The sequence below is a fragment of the Arthrobacter ipis genome (assembly GCF_014694315.1).
GTDB classification, from domain to species: domain Bacteria; phylum Actinomycetota; class Actinomycetes; order Actinomycetales; family Micrococcaceae; genus Arthrobacter; species Arthrobacter ipis.
Map to the genome: position 1 here is coordinate 561,121 of NZ_JAAOXD010000007.1, position 15,016 is coordinate 576,136.

The 15,016-nt window shown below is 68.1% G+C and carries 14 protein-coding genes and 1 pseudogene; 10 read left to right on the forward strand and 5 right to left on the reverse strand.

What is annotated here, in order from left to right:
- Positions 1 to 215 (reverse strand): annotated as a pseudogene (locus G9E11_RS17500) (LysM peptidoglycan-binding domain-containing protein); the annotation flags it as partial.
- A gap of 400 nt (positions 216 to 615) precedes the next feature.
- Between G9E11_RS17500 and G9E11_RS17505 the strand changes: the two are divergent.
- On the forward strand, positions 616 to 1,053 hold the full coding sequence (locus G9E11_RS17505) for a thioredoxin family protein (protein WP_190608036.1): 438 nt from the start codon (positions 616 to 618) through the stop codon (positions 1,051 to 1,053).
- Between the two features lie 95 nt (positions 1,054 to 1,148).
- Here G9E11_RS17505 and G9E11_RS17510 read toward each other — a convergent pair whose 3' ends face one another.
- Complete coding sequence (locus G9E11_RS17510) at positions 1,149 to 1,427, reverse strand: putative quinol monooxygenase (protein ID WP_190608038.1); 279 nt, start codon at positions 1,425 to 1,427, stop codon at positions 1,149 to 1,151.
- Positions 1,428 to 1,461: 34 nt separating this feature from the next.
- Here G9E11_RS17510 and G9E11_RS17515 point away from each other — a divergent pair, with 34 nt between their 5' ends.
- Positions 1,462 to 3,135: an AMP-binding protein gene (locus G9E11_RS17515; RefSeq protein WP_190608040.1), complete on the forward strand. Its 1,674-nt coding sequence runs from the start codon at positions 1,462 to 1,464 to the stop codon at positions 3,133 to 3,135.
- Positions 3,136 to 3,430: 295 nt separating this feature from the next.
- On the opposite strand, the gene G9E11_RS17520 is transcribed toward G9E11_RS17515, so the two are convergent.
- Positions 3,431 to 4,429: a DNA-3-methyladenine glycosylase family protein gene (locus G9E11_RS17520; protein WP_190608042.1), complete on the reverse strand. Its 999-nt coding sequence runs from the start codon at positions 4,427 to 4,429 to the stop codon at positions 3,431 to 3,433.
- Positions 4,430 to 4,577: 148 nt separating this feature from the next.
- On the opposite strand from G9E11_RS17520, the gene G9E11_RS17525 reads away from it, so the two are divergent.
- Positions 4,578 to 4,994, forward strand: a complete 417-nt coding sequence (locus tag G9E11_RS17525; protein WP_190608044.1) for a VOC family protein — start codon at positions 4,578 to 4,580, stop codon at positions 4,992 to 4,994.
- On the opposite strand, the gene G9E11_RS17530 is transcribed toward G9E11_RS17525, so the two are convergent.
- Both G9E11_RS17530 and G9E11_RS17535 read right to left on the reverse strand, forming a co-directional pair.
- On the reverse strand, positions 4,984 to 5,427 hold the full coding sequence (locus G9E11_RS17530; RefSeq protein WP_190608046.1) for a VOC family protein: 444 nt from the start codon (positions 5,425 to 5,427) through the stop codon (positions 4,984 to 4,986). The genes G9E11_RS17525 and G9E11_RS17530 overlap by 11 nt on opposite strands.
- 131 nt (positions 5,428 to 5,558) lie before the next feature.
- A complete protein-coding gene (locus G9E11_RS17535; RefSeq protein ID WP_190608427.1) occupies positions 5,559 to 6,692 on the reverse strand; it encodes an ArsB/NhaD family transporter in 1,134 nt (377 codons plus the stop codon).
- Positions 6,693 to 6,811: 119 nt separating this feature from the next.
- Here G9E11_RS17535 and G9E11_RS17540 point away from each other — a divergent pair, with 119 nt between their 5' ends.
- The 7 genes from G9E11_RS17540 (at position 6,812) to G9E11_RS17570 (ending at position 14,934) form a co-directional block, all read left to right on the forward strand.
- Entirely contained in the window at positions 6,812 to 8,197 is a 1,386-nt protein-coding gene (locus tag G9E11_RS17540; protein ID WP_102973883.1) for a cystathionine beta-synthase, read from the forward strand.
- 13 nt (positions 8,198 to 8,210) lie between these two features.
- Positions 8,211 to 9,374 (forward strand): cystathionine gamma-synthase, encoded by a 1,164-nt coding sequence (locus tag G9E11_RS17545; RefSeq protein ID WP_190608049.1) that lies wholly within the window; start codon positions 8,211 to 8,213, stop codon positions 9,372 to 9,374.
- A complete protein-coding gene (locus tag G9E11_RS17550) occupies positions 9,371 to 10,699 on the forward strand; it encodes a glycosyltransferase 87 family protein (protein WP_190608051.1) in 1,329 nt (442 codons plus the stop codon). Before G9E11_RS17545 ends, G9E11_RS17550 begins: the two co-directional genes overlap by 4 nt.
- A gap of 32 nt (positions 10,700 to 10,731) precedes the next feature.
- Positions 10,732 to 11,292, forward strand: a complete 561-nt coding sequence (locus G9E11_RS17555; protein ID WP_190608053.1) for a winged helix-turn-helix transcriptional regulator — start codon at positions 10,732 to 10,734, stop codon at positions 11,290 to 11,292.
- Positions 11,289 to 12,743 (forward strand): MFS transporter, encoded by a 1,455-nt coding sequence (locus G9E11_RS17560; RefSeq protein WP_246469007.1) that lies wholly within the window; start codon positions 11,289 to 11,291, stop codon positions 12,741 to 12,743. Before G9E11_RS17555 ends, G9E11_RS17560 begins: the two co-directional genes overlap by 4 nt.
- Positions 12,744 to 12,835: 92 nt before the next feature.
- Positions 12,836 to 14,194, forward strand: coding sequence for a glycosyltransferase 87 family protein (locus tag G9E11_RS17565; protein WP_246469008.1), 1,359 nt, complete (start codon positions 12,836 to 12,838; stop codon positions 14,192 to 14,194).
- On the forward strand, positions 14,191 to 14,934 hold the full coding sequence (locus G9E11_RS17570) for an SDR family oxidoreductase (RefSeq protein WP_190608058.1): 744 nt from the start codon (positions 14,191 to 14,193) through the stop codon (positions 14,932 to 14,934). Before G9E11_RS17565 ends, G9E11_RS17570 begins: the two co-directional genes overlap by 4 nt.
- Positions 14,935 to 15,016: the final 82 nt, after the last annotated feature.

The following is a 15,016-nucleotide window of genomic DNA, read 5'->3' on the forward strand; positions in this document are numbered from 1 at the left end:
AACGCCACCAGCGCGTTGACGCCGGCCGACGCCGCCAGCAGGGCAGCGGCCACCGCTGCCGAGATGAGCAGCACCCTGGCGCCGGGCCTGCCGGCCAGCGGTCCATGCCGCCCCGGGGCTGGCCTGACGAAGCTCGGGGGCCCCGACGGCAGGCGCTGCGGATCGTCTTCATGGCCAGGGGTGTTCTGGGGATCTGGCGTCTCCTGCTGGTTCATGGCGGACCTTTGCTTCGGCGCAGGCGGCTGTCCGGGTGCGCGGCGGACGGTAACGCGCAGACACAGGAGGCGCTGGGGCCCACGGGGGCGGAAGCACGGCATATGGTTCGCATGACCGCTATTCATGAGTGGCGCACGCTGCTCGCGAACGTGCCGGCCCCAGCCTGATTCGAGTATGGGACCACCGCAGAGGCACTGCACGAGTAGGGAATACCTGTTTTTCCGGGACCGGGCACTTGTTTCCCGCAGTATCCGGCGTTGCCCGTGCGCTGTGGCCGCCGGCGCCTGCCAGAGGGCTGAACGGGAAACAGCGGGCGCGCAGAATATTCCCCGTGACGCGGGGAGCGAACAAGCCACCCGGCCGCGGGACTTACGGACACGGCTCGCGTACGGTTGAACCATGGCTACCGTTGACATCACAGGTGAACAGTTCGCATCGATCATCGAGGGCAACGACATTGTCCTGGTGGACTTCTGGGCTGAATGGTGTGGCCCGTGCCGCCAGTTCGCCCCCACGTACTCCGCGGTCTCGGAAAAGCACCCGGACGTCGTTTTCGCGAAAGTGGACACCGAAGCCGAGCAACAGCTGGCAGCAGAGGCGGGCATTTCCTCAATCCCCACGCTGATGGCATTCCGCGAGAAGGTTCTGGTCTTCTCACAGCCGGGCGCACTGGGTGCCCCGCAGCTTGAGCAGGTCATTGACGCCGTCAAGGCGCTCGACATGGAGGAAGTCCACGCCCATGTGGCCCGCTCCCAGGCCGAGGCAGCTGCGGCCGCGGGCAACAGCGCCGGCAAGAGCGCGGGGCCCCAGGACGGCTCGCAGATCCCCGACTTCTAAGATCACCTTAAACAGCAACGCGGGGTCACTTTCCGCCCAATAACCACCTGGTATTGGGCGAGGAGTGAGCCCGCGTTGTTTTTGTATGTGGAGGACTAGAGGCGTTTCACCTGGGCAGGTTCGGCCAGGAGGGCGCTGAGGGATTCGTTCAGGTCCTGCAGGGCAATGCCCTTTGAGTGCGCGTCGAGGGCCTCTTCCGATTCCCACCGCTCGGTCAGGACCAGCTTCTCCTCCGTCGCCTCGGTGAGCTCGTAACGGATGCAGCCAGGTTCGTTGACTACCTCGTCAATGGCGATTTCCAGCGCGAGCTTCACGCGGAAGAACTCGCCGTCGTTGGGGATGAACGTGGCCTGCAGGTCGATGGGTGCACTCATGGATTTCACAATACCGGCTTGATAGCGTGCCATCATGCGCGCTTACACCGCCGGGGACGCGGACGTCCCCCTGCTCGAGGAAACCATCGGCGAGAACTTTGAGCGCGTGGTGGGGCAGTTCCCCCTGCACGACGCGCTGATCGAGGCTGCCGCCGTGCCGGGCGCGGACGCCCGCCGCTGGAGCTACACCAAACTGAACGACGACGTCGACCGCCTGGCCCGCGCTCTCCTCGCCCGTGGCATCGCGAAGGGGGAGCGGGTCGGCATCTGGAGCCCGAACTGCGCGGAATGGACCATCCTGCAGTACGCGACGGCGAAGATCGGGGCGGTCCTGGTCAACGTGAATCCTTCCTACCGCAGCCACGAGCTGGAGTTCGTGGTGAAGCAGAACGGCATGCGGATGCTGGTCACGGCGCCGTCGGACCGGAACAGCGACTACGTGGGGATGGCGCGCCAGGCGCTCGCCGGATGCCCGGACCTCCAGGAGCTCGTGTTCCTGCCGGCCTTCGAATTGGAAGGGCTCGACGCCGGCGTCCCCCTGGGTGAGGAGGAGCTCACGTACGCCGAGCTGCTCAAGCGGGCGGACGCCGTCGGGCATCTTGAGCTGAAGGCCCGCATGGCGGGCTTGGATCCGCACGATCCGATCAATCTGCAGTACACGTCCGGAACCACGGGCTTTCCCAAGGGCGCCACGCTGACGCACCACAACATCCTCAACAACGGGTATTCCATCGGCGAGCTGCTGGGATATACCGAACATGACCGCGTGGTGATTCCGGTGCCGTTTTACCACTGCTTCGGGATGGTGATCGGCAACCTGAACGCGCTGAGCCACGGCGCCGCGACGATCATTCCGGGACGCGGGTTCACGCCGGCCGCCGCGCTGGAGGCCGTGCAGGACTTCGGCGGTACCTCCCTGTACGGGGTTCCCACCATGTTCATCGCCGAACTCGCGCTGCCGGACTTCGCCTCGTATGACCTGTCCACGCTCCGCACCGGGGTAATGGCGGGCTCGCTATGCCCCATCGAGGTGATGAACCGCGTGATTACCGAGATGAACATGAAGGACGTGGCCATCTGCTACGGCATGACCGAGACATCGCCGGTGTCCACCATGACCCGCGACGGCGACACGCTCCAGCAGCGGACGGAAACCGTCGGACGGACCATGCCGCGGCTGGAAAGCAAGATCGTGGACCCGGCCGGGGAAGTTGTGGAGCGCGGCGAGATCGGTGAACTGTGCACCCGGGGCTACGCCGTCATGCAGGGGTACTGGAACCAGCCCGACAAGACAGCGGAGGCCATCGACGCGGACGGCTGGATGCACACCGGCGACCTGGCGCGCATGGACGACGACGGGTACGTGGTGATCGAGGGCCGGATGAAGGACATGGTGATCCGCGGCGGCGAGAACATCTACCCGCGCGAGATCGAGGAGTACCTCTACACGCATCCGTCCATCCAGGACGTGCAGGTGATCGGCGTGCCGGATGCCAAGTACGGCGAGGAGCTCATGGCCTGCATCATCCTCAAACCAGGGGCCGAACCGCTGGACGCGGCAGCGGTGGCCGAGTTCTGCCGCGGCAAGCTGGCGCACTACAAGGTGCCCCGCTACGTCGATGTGCGCGACAGCTTCCCCATGACGGTGTCCGGGAAGGTCCGCAAGGTGGAGATGCGCGAGGAAGCCGTCGCCCGGCTCGGCCTCTAAGCGCGAACGTCCAGTTGTGGCCCCAGACGAGGGCCCGCTCGCTCTGACGCCTATGACGCGCAACTTATCAGGCGACTCGCATATTGCCGCTCGCTGCGGGTATTCCGGCTGCGCTGGCGATTATGCGCGTCGCAGGGTGCGGTGGGTATCGCAGGGCAGGCTCCCGGGTGTGCGAGATGGCCACGTGGTTCAAGGAGGCCGCCGTTCGCATTGCACGAGGGCCCCAACTAAGTTCGCGCAGAACGAGGGTCTCAACTGTACGTTCGCGCTGGTCTGTGGAGGTGGGTCTGGCGGGTCAGTGGGCTCGGTGGTCCTGGATGGTCATCCGCGGGCCGAACGTGGGTTTCCGGAAGCCGGTCAGGCCGAGCATCCGGACCACCCGCTGCCTGTGTCCGGTCCACGGTTCGAGGAGGGCCAGCATGCCGGCGTCGTCAGTCCGCCGTCCGGTCAGCGCGGCGCCCACGTATGCGGCCAGGTGGTAATCGCCCACCGCGATGGAGTCGGGGCAGCCGTGCGTCCGCTGCACCACCTCGGCGGCCGTCCACACGCCGATCCCCGGGATGGTCTGCATTTTGGCGGCCGCTTCCGCCGCCGGCAGGGAAGCCAGACGTTCAAGTGCGACGGCGGAACGCAGGGCCCGCATGACGGTCGCCGAACGCTGCGGGCCGACTCCCGCCTTGTGCCACTCCCAGGACGGGATGCGGAGCCAGGCCTCGGCGGTCGGCCGGACCAGCAGCCCGGTTGGCGCGACGGTCCCGGTGCCGGGGGCGGGCGTGCCGTGCCGGTACATCAGGTAGCGGAAACCCCGCCGCGCCTCGATGACGGTGACCTTCTGCTCCAGGATGGTGGGCACGAGCGAGTCAACCATCCGCCCGGTGGAGGGCAGACGGAGGTCGGGATTCCGGCGTCGGGCCTCACGGACCATGCGCGGCAGTGTCGCCGCGAAGGAAGGCTCGTCAAACGCTGTCCAGTCGTCATCGGCGCCGAGGAGCCGCGGAAGGCCTGCGATGGCGGCGCCGGAACCGGGGCCCCAGGCCTGGCCGTCGACGTAAGCGCCGGCGGCGGCCGGCCCTAATTCCGCCGGGCCCGCCTCGGTGAGCCGCAGCGTGACCGGGCCATCCGGCGTCGTGAACGCCATCCACAGCCCGTCCGGCCGCGAGGAGAAGGAGGGGTCGCCGTTGCCGCGCATCAGAATGCCCAGGGTGCGGTGCAGGTTGTACGGGCCGCCCGGATGCCACCTGAGGGACGCGTCCGCCGCGGCCGCCAGCCGGGTGGGTGCGTCAGCAATGGTCATACAAACATCGTCCCACGCAGGACTGACAAAGCTGCCGCCCGTCCGTCTGGAGGGTTGCGCAAGGCCCTTATCCCGCGGCCGGGGCAGGACTACAATCCACGTGTGGCGCGGGTCGGCCGTGCCCTTCTTCGAGCTGTAGGTGATCGCAATGGGTGGAGTAGTGCATTTTGAAATCCCCGCGGACGACCGGGACCGGGCGAGGAACTTCTACAATCAGGCGCTCGGCTGGCGGATCGACCCCATGGCTGAGATGGACTACGACGTGGTCGTCACCACCCCGATGGACGAAAAGACCGGCCGGCCCACCGAGCCGGGCGCCATCAACGGCGGCATGATGGGCAGGGACGGCGAACTGACCAGCCCTGTCATTACCGTGGACGTTGAGGACATCGACGCGACGCTGAAGACTGTCGAGCAGCTGGGCGGCTCCGTGGTGAAGGCCAAGGAAACCATTCCGGGCATGGGCCACTACGCCTACTTCAAGGACACCGAGGGCAACATCCTGGGGCTCTGGGAGAACCTGCCCGCCGACACCGGCAGTGCTTCCGGCGGCGCTACGGGCTGACCTGCTCCTCGCCGAAGCGCCCGCGGGCCTCCACCGGGATCAGCGGTTTCTGGGCGCGGATCCTGAGCTCCTGCACCGCCCAGGTGTTGCCGTCGGGGTCGCTGAACCCGAAGAAGGTGCCGCCGTCGCGCTCGTCGAAAACGGTGATCCCGCTCGCCTCCACGCCCCGGCTGAGCAGCTCGTCCCGCGCGGCCTGGGCGTCCGCCACCACCAGCTGCAGACCGCGCATGGAGCCCGGCGCCATCTCGTTCTGTGAGGGCAGGTCCCCGATGACGATCGAACACCCCGAGCCGGGTGGTGTCAGCTGGACCACGTGCATGTGCTCGTTCTGCGTGTCGTGGTCAAGGTTGAAGCCGACCTTGTCCCGGTAAAACTCCACAGCCCGGCCGATGTCGTTCACGGGCAGCACAACCACTTCGAGGGTCCAGTCCAAGGCACGGTTCCTTTCAACGGCACTGATTCAACGGCACGCGGTCCCGGGCGCCGTTGCAAGCTTGCCCTGCCCGGGCAGGCCTTGGCTAGTACTTTGGCTGGAACCGGGGCAGCGGAACGGCCAGCAGCCCGTCACGGCATCCCGTTTCCCAGCCACAGCGCCAGGACCGTCAGCGGAAGCGTAAGGACAACCGCGGTGGCGCCGGCAACCGCAAACCCGCCCCAGCGCACGCGCAGGTTAAGGCTCTGCAGCCGCTCGTGCCACAGGAGAGTGGCGAGCGACGCCCACGGCGAAATGAGCGGACCCAGGTTCACCCCGATCAGGAGCGCAGCCAGCCGCAGCGGCGACCTGGCCGCCGGCTCCAGGGCCAGGTAGGCGGGGAGGTTGTTGGCGATGTTGGCGGAACCGGCGCCCAGTGCCGCGAGCCGCAGCAGGTCCGGGAACGTCTCGCCGGCCCCGGCGGCGGGTGCCAGGGCCTGGGTGAGCCCATGCGCGTGCAGGGTCTCGACCACTATGAACAGCCCGGCAGTCAGCATCAGCGGGCGCCACGGCAGCATCGCCCAGCGCAGGGCTGACGGCCGCCGCCCCACGAACATGGCCACCAGGAACCCTGCCGCGAGGGCCGCGGGAATCACCACGGGGACACCGGAAACCAGCGCCGGGAGCAGCACGAACAGCGTGCCCGCTGATGCCCGGAGCAGCGTCCGGTCGCTTGCCGGGTGGACAGGCTGCGGTCCGTAGCGGCCCCGCAGGTCCCGGCGGAAGGCCAGCCACAGCAGCAGTGAGGGCACCACAAAGCCGACGGCGGCAGGCGCCCACATCAGCCTTGCGAATTCCAGTGGGCTCAGGGACATGCTCGACTGCGCCAGCAGGTTGGTGAGGTTGGAGACCGGCAGGAACAGGGACGCGGTGTTGGCCAGCCACACGGTGCTCAGGGCGAACGGCAGGGGCGGGATCTTCGCGTGGACGGCGAGCAGCACCACCACGGGAGTCACCAGCACGGCCGTGGTATCGAGCGACAGAAAGGCCGTGGCGACGGAGGACAGGGCAAGCACGAAGAGCCACAGCAGGAAGACGCTGCCCCGGCCCAGCGCCGCAATGCGGTCCGTCAGCACGCGGAACAGCCCCGCAGCGTCAACCAGTTCCGTGACGACGGTCATCGCCACGACGAAGGCCAGGATGGGGGCCGTGCGTTCCGCCAGCGAGCCGAACGCGGGCCACGGCAGGAGACCGGCGGCAAGGCAGCCCGCCCCGGCAAGCAGCATGCAGCCCGGCAGCAGATAGCTCCGCACATTCTTCGGTATTCGCAGGGGCGCCACGGCCCAATCTTCGCACCGAACGCCGTCGGGGCAACCTAGCAGCCCAAGAAGGTAAGTTGGTACCCATGAAGTACGCCCAGTCTGTCCTGGACCTCATCGGCAACACCCCGCTCATCAAGCTCAACCACGTCACCGAGGGCGTCAAGGCCACTGTCCTCGTGAAGCTGGAATATGTGAACCCCGGCGGATCCATCAAAGACCGCATCGCGGCGAAGATGGTCGAGGAAGCCGAGCGTGACGGCAAGCTCAAGCCCGGCGGCACCATCATCGAGCCCACCTCGGGGAACACCGGCGTCGGACTGGCTCTGGTGGCGCAGCAAAAGGGCTACAAGTGCATCTTCGTGGTCCCGGACAAGGTGGGCGAGGACAAACGCGCGGTCCTGGCGGCCTACGGCGCGGAAGTGGTGGTGACGCCCACCGCCGTCGAGCCTGACAGCCCGCAGAGCTACTACGGCGTGTCCGACCGCCTGGTCACCGAGATCCCCGGCGCGTACAAGCCGGACCAGTTCTCCAACCCCGCGGCGCCGCTGAGCCACTACGAGACCACCGGCCCCGAGATCTGGCGGGACACCGACGGCAAGGTGACCCACTGCGTCATCGGCGCCGGCACCGGCGGCACCATCACCGGCACCGGCCGCTACCTCAAGGAGGTGTCGGCGGACCGTCCGGAGTCCGACGGCGGCCGGGTCAGGATCATCGGGGCCGATCCCGAAGGCTCTGTCTACTCAGGCGGCACCGGCCGCCCCTACTTCGTCGAGGGCGTGGGCGAGGACATGTGGCCCGGCAACTACGACAAGTCGGTCCCGGACGAGGTCCTCGCCGTCAGCGACGCCGACTCCTTCGAGATGACCCGGCGGCTGGCGCGCGAGGAGGGCCTGCTGGTGGGCGGTTCCTCCGGCATGGCCGTGGTGGCCGCCCTGCGCACGGCCCGGGACCTGCCCGAGGACGCTGTGGTGGTGGTGATCCTGCCCGACTCCGGCCGCGGCTACCTCGCCAAGATCTTCAACGACCAGTGGATGCGCTCCTACGGCTTCCTCTCCGGCGGCGAGGAGGCCTCGGTCGGTGAGGTCATCAAATCCAAGACGGGCGAACTGCCGGACCTGGTGCACATCCACCCCAACGAGACTGTCCGCGACGTCATCAACATCATGAACGAGTTCGGCGTTAGCCACATCCCGGTCCTTTCCGCGGAGCCGCCCGTGGTGATGGGCGAAGTCCTCGGGGCCGTGGATGAACGGACCCTGACCGCCAAGCTGTTCCGCGGCGAGGCCAAGCTGACGGACAAGATAGCCGAGCACATGGGGGAGAAGCTGCCGGTGATCGGCTCGCTCGAAACCATCTCCGCCGCCCGCGAACTGCTCTCCGACGTCGACACCGTGATGGTGACATTCGTCGGTGCGCCCATCGGCATCCTGACCCGCCACGACCTCCTCGCCTACCTCAGCAACTGATCGAAGGAGCCCCATGTCTGTCTCTGAGAACCAAGGATTCAACACCCGCGCCGTGCACGCCGGCCAGGCCTTCGAGCCGCGCACCGGCGCCGTCGTTCCGCCCCTGCACTTCAGCTCGACCTATGCCCAGGACGGCATCGGCGGGCTGCGGGACGGCTACGAATACGGCCGCGGCACCAACCCCACCCGTGATGCCCTGCAGGAGCAGCTCGCGGCGCTCGAGCGGGGCACGCACGCCTACTCCTTCAGTTCGGGACTCGCCGCCGAGGACTCGCTCATCCGCGCCCTGATGCGGCCCGGCGACCACATCGTGCTCGGCAACGACGCTTACGGCGGCACCTACCGGCTGATCAGCCGCGTGCTGGGTGAGTGGGGGATCGGCAACACCCCGGTGGACATGGCGGATCTCGACGCCGTTCAGGCGGCGGTTGCCGCCAACAAGACCCGCTTCGTCTGGGTGGAGACCCCGTCCAACCCGATGATGAAAATCACCGACATTGAGGCGCTCGCCAAGGTGGCGCACGACGCCGGGGCCCTCCTGATCGTCGACAACACCTTCGCTTCGCCCTACCTCCAGACCCCGCTGGACCTGGGTGCCGACGTCGTGGTTCATTCCACCACCAAGTACATCGGCGGCCACTCCGACGTGGTGGGCGGCGCGATCGTGGTCAAGGACGCCGAGCTGGCCGAGAAGATCGGCTTCGTGCAGTTCGCCGTGGGTGCCGTCTCCGGCCCGATGGACGCGTTCCTCACCACGCGCGGGCTCAAGACCCTGGGCGTGCGCATGGACCGGCACAGCGAGAACGCCCAGGCCGTAGCCGAATGGCTCCTGGAACGCCCGGAGGTGGAAGCCGTCCTGTACCCCGGCCTGCCCTCGCACCCCGGCCACGAGCTGGCCAAGAAGCAGATGAAGAAGTTCGGCGGCATGATCTCCGTGCAGTTCAAGGGCGGTGAGGCTGCTGCCCGGAAGGTGGCCGAATCGACGTCGGTCTTCACCCTGGCGGAATCGCTCGGGGGCATCGAGTCGCTGATGAACTACCCGTCCGAGATGACCCACGCCTCGGTCAAGGGCACCGAGCTGGCCGTCCCCGTGAACCTCATCAGGCTCTCCTGCGGCATCGAGGACGTCGAGGACCTCATCGCCGACCTTGAGCAAGCCTTCACACACATCCAGTGACGGCCCCCCCGCAGACGCAGGAAGGTGCCGGGCCCCGAGAGGGGACGGGCGGCCAGGGTAAGGCGCGCCGGGCTGTCCTCGGCTGGCTGGCGACGGCGGGCGGTGCTGCCGCCGTCGTCCTCGCTTTGGTGTGGCTGTACGCCGGGTATGCCCCGGCCATGAACGACTTCGAGGTCTACTACTACGGCGGCACCAAGGTGCTGCAGACCGGCGAAGCCGGCATCAGCGAGCTGTACGCGCCCCGGGACGGCCTGCCGTTCACCTATCCGCCGTTTGCCGCGCTGCTGTTCGCCGGCCTGGCCACCATGAGCCTGGGCCAAAGCGGACAGCTCTTCATCTGGGCCGCGCTGGGCGGGGCCGCGGTGGTTTCCGCCTGGCTCGCCCGGCACTACTTCGGGATGATGCGCTGGCGGGACGCCTTCGCGGACTGGAGGTTCAGAACTGTGGCCCTGGCCGGAACCGGGGCCATCGTGCTGCTGGGGCCGTGGCGCGACACCTTCGTGTTCGGGCAAATCAACATCATCCTGATGGGCCTGATCCTCACCGACTTCGCACTGCACGGGAAATCGCGGGCGGGTCAGATCCGCTGGCCTGCCGGCCTCCTGATCGGCGTCGCTGCCGGCATTAAGCTGACACCGCTGGCTTTTGGCCTGTATTTCCTGGTGCGCCGCGATTTCAAGGCCCTGGGCTGGATGGCGGCCGGCTTCCTCGGCTCTATCGCCGTTGCCTGGGCCGCACTGCCCCACGCCTCGGTGACGTTCTGGACCGAGATCCTGCCCAACACCGGGCGCATCGGCGATCCGGGGTACGTGGACAACCTGTCGCTGAAGGGGCTGCTGCTCCACGCGGGGCTGCCGGACTCGGGGTTCACCAGCCTGCTTTGGCTAGTGCTCGCGCTGGCCTTGGCCGGACTCACCGCCCTGGTGATCAGGTGGACGGTGGCCGTGGAGGAAAACTTCGTGGCGGTGTCCGCGACCGCCGTGCTCATGCTCCTGGTCAGTCCCGTCTCGTGGTCCCACCACTGGGTATGGATCGCGGTGGCACTGCCGTCCATGGCCTTCGCCATGCGCCGCGTACCCTCCAGGACCGGCCTGATGCGGCTGGCCGGCTGGCTGGTGGTGGCGGCGTCGGCCGTGGCCTTCTACCTAGCGCCTAAGGACCTTGCGATGGCGGCCGGGGCCGAGGTGTGGGGCGTGAACCCGCGGGCGCAGTGGCCGCTCATGGTCTCCAGCCTGGGCGTGCTGTGCGGCGTGGCGCTCCTGGTGTATTGGGCCGCTGCATACCGGCCGTCGCGGACCGGCATCCGTCCGCAGGGTAAGTGCTAGCTTTCTTCAAGAAAGTCAGCTAGTCTCGCAGCATGGCTCTCCGCTCCGACTGGTCCCAGCGAAACTGCAGCATGGCCCGCGGGCTGGACATTTTCGGCGACCCCTGGGGCATGCTGGTCCTCCGCGAGGTCTTCTTCGGCAACGGCCGCTTCGACTCGATGAAGACGCGCCTCCAGGTGGCCGACTCGGTCCTCACCCGGCGGCTCGCCTCCCTCGTGGAGGCCGGCCTGCTGGCCAAACAGCCCTACGACGACGGCGGACGCACCCGCCAGGAGTACGCCCTCACGGCCAAAGGCGAGGACGCCCTGCCGGTGCTCAACGCCGTCGTGATCTGGTCCGAAAAGCACCTGCAGGCGCCGTCGGAGCAGGCGCACATGTACGTAATCCACGCAGCCTGCGGGCAACGGACGGGGTCAGCGGACACCTGCACGGAATGCGGGGAACGGCTCACCGCGGAGAACACCAGCTGGCACAGCCTGACCCGCAGCGAAGAGCCGCTCAAGCTGGCAATGGCGCCCCGGCAACCCGAGACATTGACCGACACACCGACCAACCGCGTACCAGGCGGCGGAAAAGAAGGAACAGCCGCATGACCACCCCCGAGGACCCCGGAGTTTTTGTCCAGATATCGCGCCCTAAAGGCCGATTAGAGGACGATGTCTGGAGAAAAACTCCAGAGGAGGGGTTGAAGAAGCCAGAGGAGGGGTCGAAGAATCCTGAGGAGGGGCCGAAGAAACGGCGCCGGCTGCATCCGGCATGGGCCGTTGCCGCGGTGGCGTTTCTGGCGCTCGTCGGGGCTGCCGGGTTCCGTGCCGCGCCCGGTGTGCTCATGGTGCCGCTGCAGCAGGAGTTCGGCTGGTCCACCACCGTGCTGTCGGCCGCGGTCAGCATCAACCTCGTGCTGTTCGGGCTGACGGCCCCCTTCGCCGCGGCCCTCATGGAACGGTTCGGCGTCCGGGCCGTCACCGCCGTCGCGCTCGGGATGATTGGCGCCGGCAGTGCCCTGACGGTTCTGGTCACCCAGTCCTGGCAGATCCTCCTCACCTGGGGCCTGCTCATCGGCCTGGGCACCGGATCGATGGCGCTGGTGTTCGCGGCGACCATCGCCAACACCTGGTTCAGCAAAAGCCGCGGACTGGTGATCGGCATCCTGACCGCCGGCAGCGCCGCCGGGCAGCTGGTCTTCCTGCCCTTCATCGCGATGCTCGCCCAGGACCCGGGCTGGCGCCAGGCCTCGCTGCTCATCGCCGCCGGTGCCCTGGCCGTGGTTCCCTTGGTGCTGAAGTTGCTGAAAAATTCACCGGCCGACGTCGGGGTGTTGCCTTACGGGACAGAGGAACTGTCAGGTGCGGCCGAAAGAACGACGGCAGTGGCCCCCGCCGGGCCTGCCGAACCCCGCCGCAACGCAGCCGTCCGGGCTCTGCAGGTGCTGCGGAGCGCCAGCAGGAACCGCACCTTCTGGGCGCTCGCGGCCGGGTTCGCCATCTGCGGCGCCACGACGAACGGGCTGATCGGCACGCACTTCATCCCCTCCGCCCATGACCACGGCATGCCGGAGACGACGGCGGCCGGCCTGCTCGCCGTCGTCGGGATCTTCGACATCCTGGGCACCATCGCCTCCGGCTGGCTGACCGACCGGTTCAACCCCCGGATCCTGCTGGCCGTGTACTACCAGTTCCGCGGGATCGGGCTCCTGGTGCTCCCGCTGCTGCTGGGCTCCTCGGTCCAGCCCAGCATGATCGTGTTCGTGGTGATCTATGGCCTGGACTGGGTGGCCACGGTTCCGCCGACCGCGGCGATCTGCCGCCAGGTGTTCGGGGCCGACGGCAGCGTGGTGTTCGGCTGGGTGTTCGCGGCGCACCAGCTCGGCGCCGCCGCGGCAGCCCTGGCCGCCGGAGCCATCCGGGACGCCACGGGCCACTACACCTACGCATGGTTCGGCGCCGCCGCGATGTGCACCATCGCCGCGGTGATCAGCGCCACCATTCGCAAAGACGCCGGGCGACGGACGCCCGCAGCGGTGGCCGCGGCTTCAGTAGACTAAGCGGGGCGCCCGCGGCGGCGCCGGCTCTTGCGGCAGAACGCGCTACGCGTCCCGGAGGCGCGCACTGCCGGACTACAGCTGGGGGACACTGAATGGCACTGCTTACTGCCCGAACAAAGAACGACAAACCCGCCGGGGGACCTGATCAGACGTCCGGTCTGCAGCAGCGCCGGCGCCGGCCCGCGCTGGCCGCCGTCGAACTGGTGGTTCTTCTCGCCGTGCTTGCCGCCGCCGTCTTCGTCGCGTCGCGATTGAACGCCTGGGGCGACAAAGGTTTGGACTTCAGCGTCTACTGGTTCGGCGGCAAGATCCTCAACGACGCCGGCCTGGCGCCGTCGGGCCTCTACCAGCCCACTGTGAACTGGGCCGGCGGCCCGGAACTGCCCTTCACCTATCCGCCGTTCGCGGCGCTGCTCTTCAGTCTGCTGGCGAAACTGCCGCAGGCCGCCGCGCTGATGCTGTTCAACACCGCCGGCGTTGCGGTGGCAGTCTGGGTGGCGGCGCTCGGCGTCCGCTACTGGAACAGCAAGCCCAGCTGGCGCAGCACCTTCGCTGCGCTGACCCTCCGGTCCGCGCTCAACCGGCTCGGCGCCGTCCTGCTTTTTCTGGCCGTCCTGAATCTTGGGCCGTGGCGCGAAACGCTGGCCTTCGGCCAGATCAACATCCTCCTGCTGGGGCTGATGACGGCGGACCTGCTGTCCCGCAGCCCCCGCTGGCGGAATGGCCTGCCCGGCAACGGTTTCCTGGTGGGCGTTGCCGCAGGAATTAAGCTGACACCCTTGGTCTTCGGCCTGTATTTCCTGATGCGGAAGGACTGGCGCGGGCTGCTGAACATGTGCGCCGGCTTCGCGTTCACCGTGCTGCTGGGCTGGCTGCTCCGCCCGGCCGAATCCCTCAGCTTCTGGCTGGAGATTCTTCCCGACACGTCCCGGATCGGCGGCGCCGGCTACGTGGACAACCTTTCCATCAAGGGTGCGCTGCTCCACTTCGGAGTTCCGGCGGACGCAGTAAACGTGCCCTGGCTGGTTCTGAGCCTGCTCGTTGTGGGTCTGGGCGCCGCCCTCATTAAGGTGGCCAGCAGCCACGGCGCAAGGGTGGTGGCCATTTCCGCCACGGCGCTCACCATGCTCCTGATCAGCCCCGTCTCGTGGTCGCACCACTGGGTCTGGATGGCCGCCGTGCTTCCGGCGTTCGCCTGGACGCTGCGCGAAACGCCTCAGCGGTACCGGCTGCAGCGCGGGGTGATGGGCGCCGTCCTGGGCGTGTCCACCGTCGCTTTCCTGTTCTCGCCGAAGACCATCGGCACGGCCCTCGGCGCCGAAAACCTCAATCTCCAGACGCCGGTGCTGTGGATCATGGCATCCAGCGCCGGAGTTTTCTGCGCGCTGGCCATCATGGTGTGCTGGCTCGTGGCCCTGCGGCGCGATGCGGTGGCGGAGCTGGCGGCATGAGCACCGCACTGGTCACCGGCGCCGGCCGCCTTGCCGGGATAGGCGCGGGGATCGCCCGCCAGCTGGCCGCCGACGGCTGGGACCTGGTGCTGACCTACTGGCAGGACTACGACGCCCGCATGCCCTGGGGAATCCAGCCGGACGACGTCGGCCGGCTCACCGCCGAACTGGAGGCCATCGGCTCCAAGGTGGTGGCGCTGCCCGCCAACTTCCAGGACCCGGGCGCCGTCGACCGGCTGATGGCAGACGTGGCCGCGCAGGCGGGGACCCTGCACGGAATGGTCCTCAGCCACGCCGAATCCGTCGACTCGGGCATCCTGGACACCACCCTCGAAAGCTTCGAGCGGCATTTCGCCGTGAACACGCGGGCCAGCTGGCAGCTGGTCCGCGGCTTCGCACAGCAGGCAGCGGACGACGGCGGCGCGATCGTCGCGCTCACCAGCGACCACACAGCGTTCAACCTGCCGTACGGTGCGTCCAAGGGGGCGCTGGACCGGATCGTGATCGCGGCGGCGCGTGAGCTTGGACCGCTGGGCATCAGCGCCAATGTGCTGAACCCCGGACCCGTGGACACCGGCTGTATGAACGGCCGGATCCGCGAAGAGCTGGCCCGGCGCCAGCCCGGCGGCCGCCTGGGCACCCCCGCCGACGTGGCGGGAACCGTGGCGTTCCTGCTGTCCCCGGAGGGCCGCTGGGTTTCCGGGCAGCTCATTAAGGCCGACGGCGGGTTCTCTGCCTGACGCTTTCGGATGCAGAGCGCCCGAGCGACCAGACAGTGGAGACCGCAGCCGCGGCAGCCGTACACTGGCGGTGAGGGGAGGC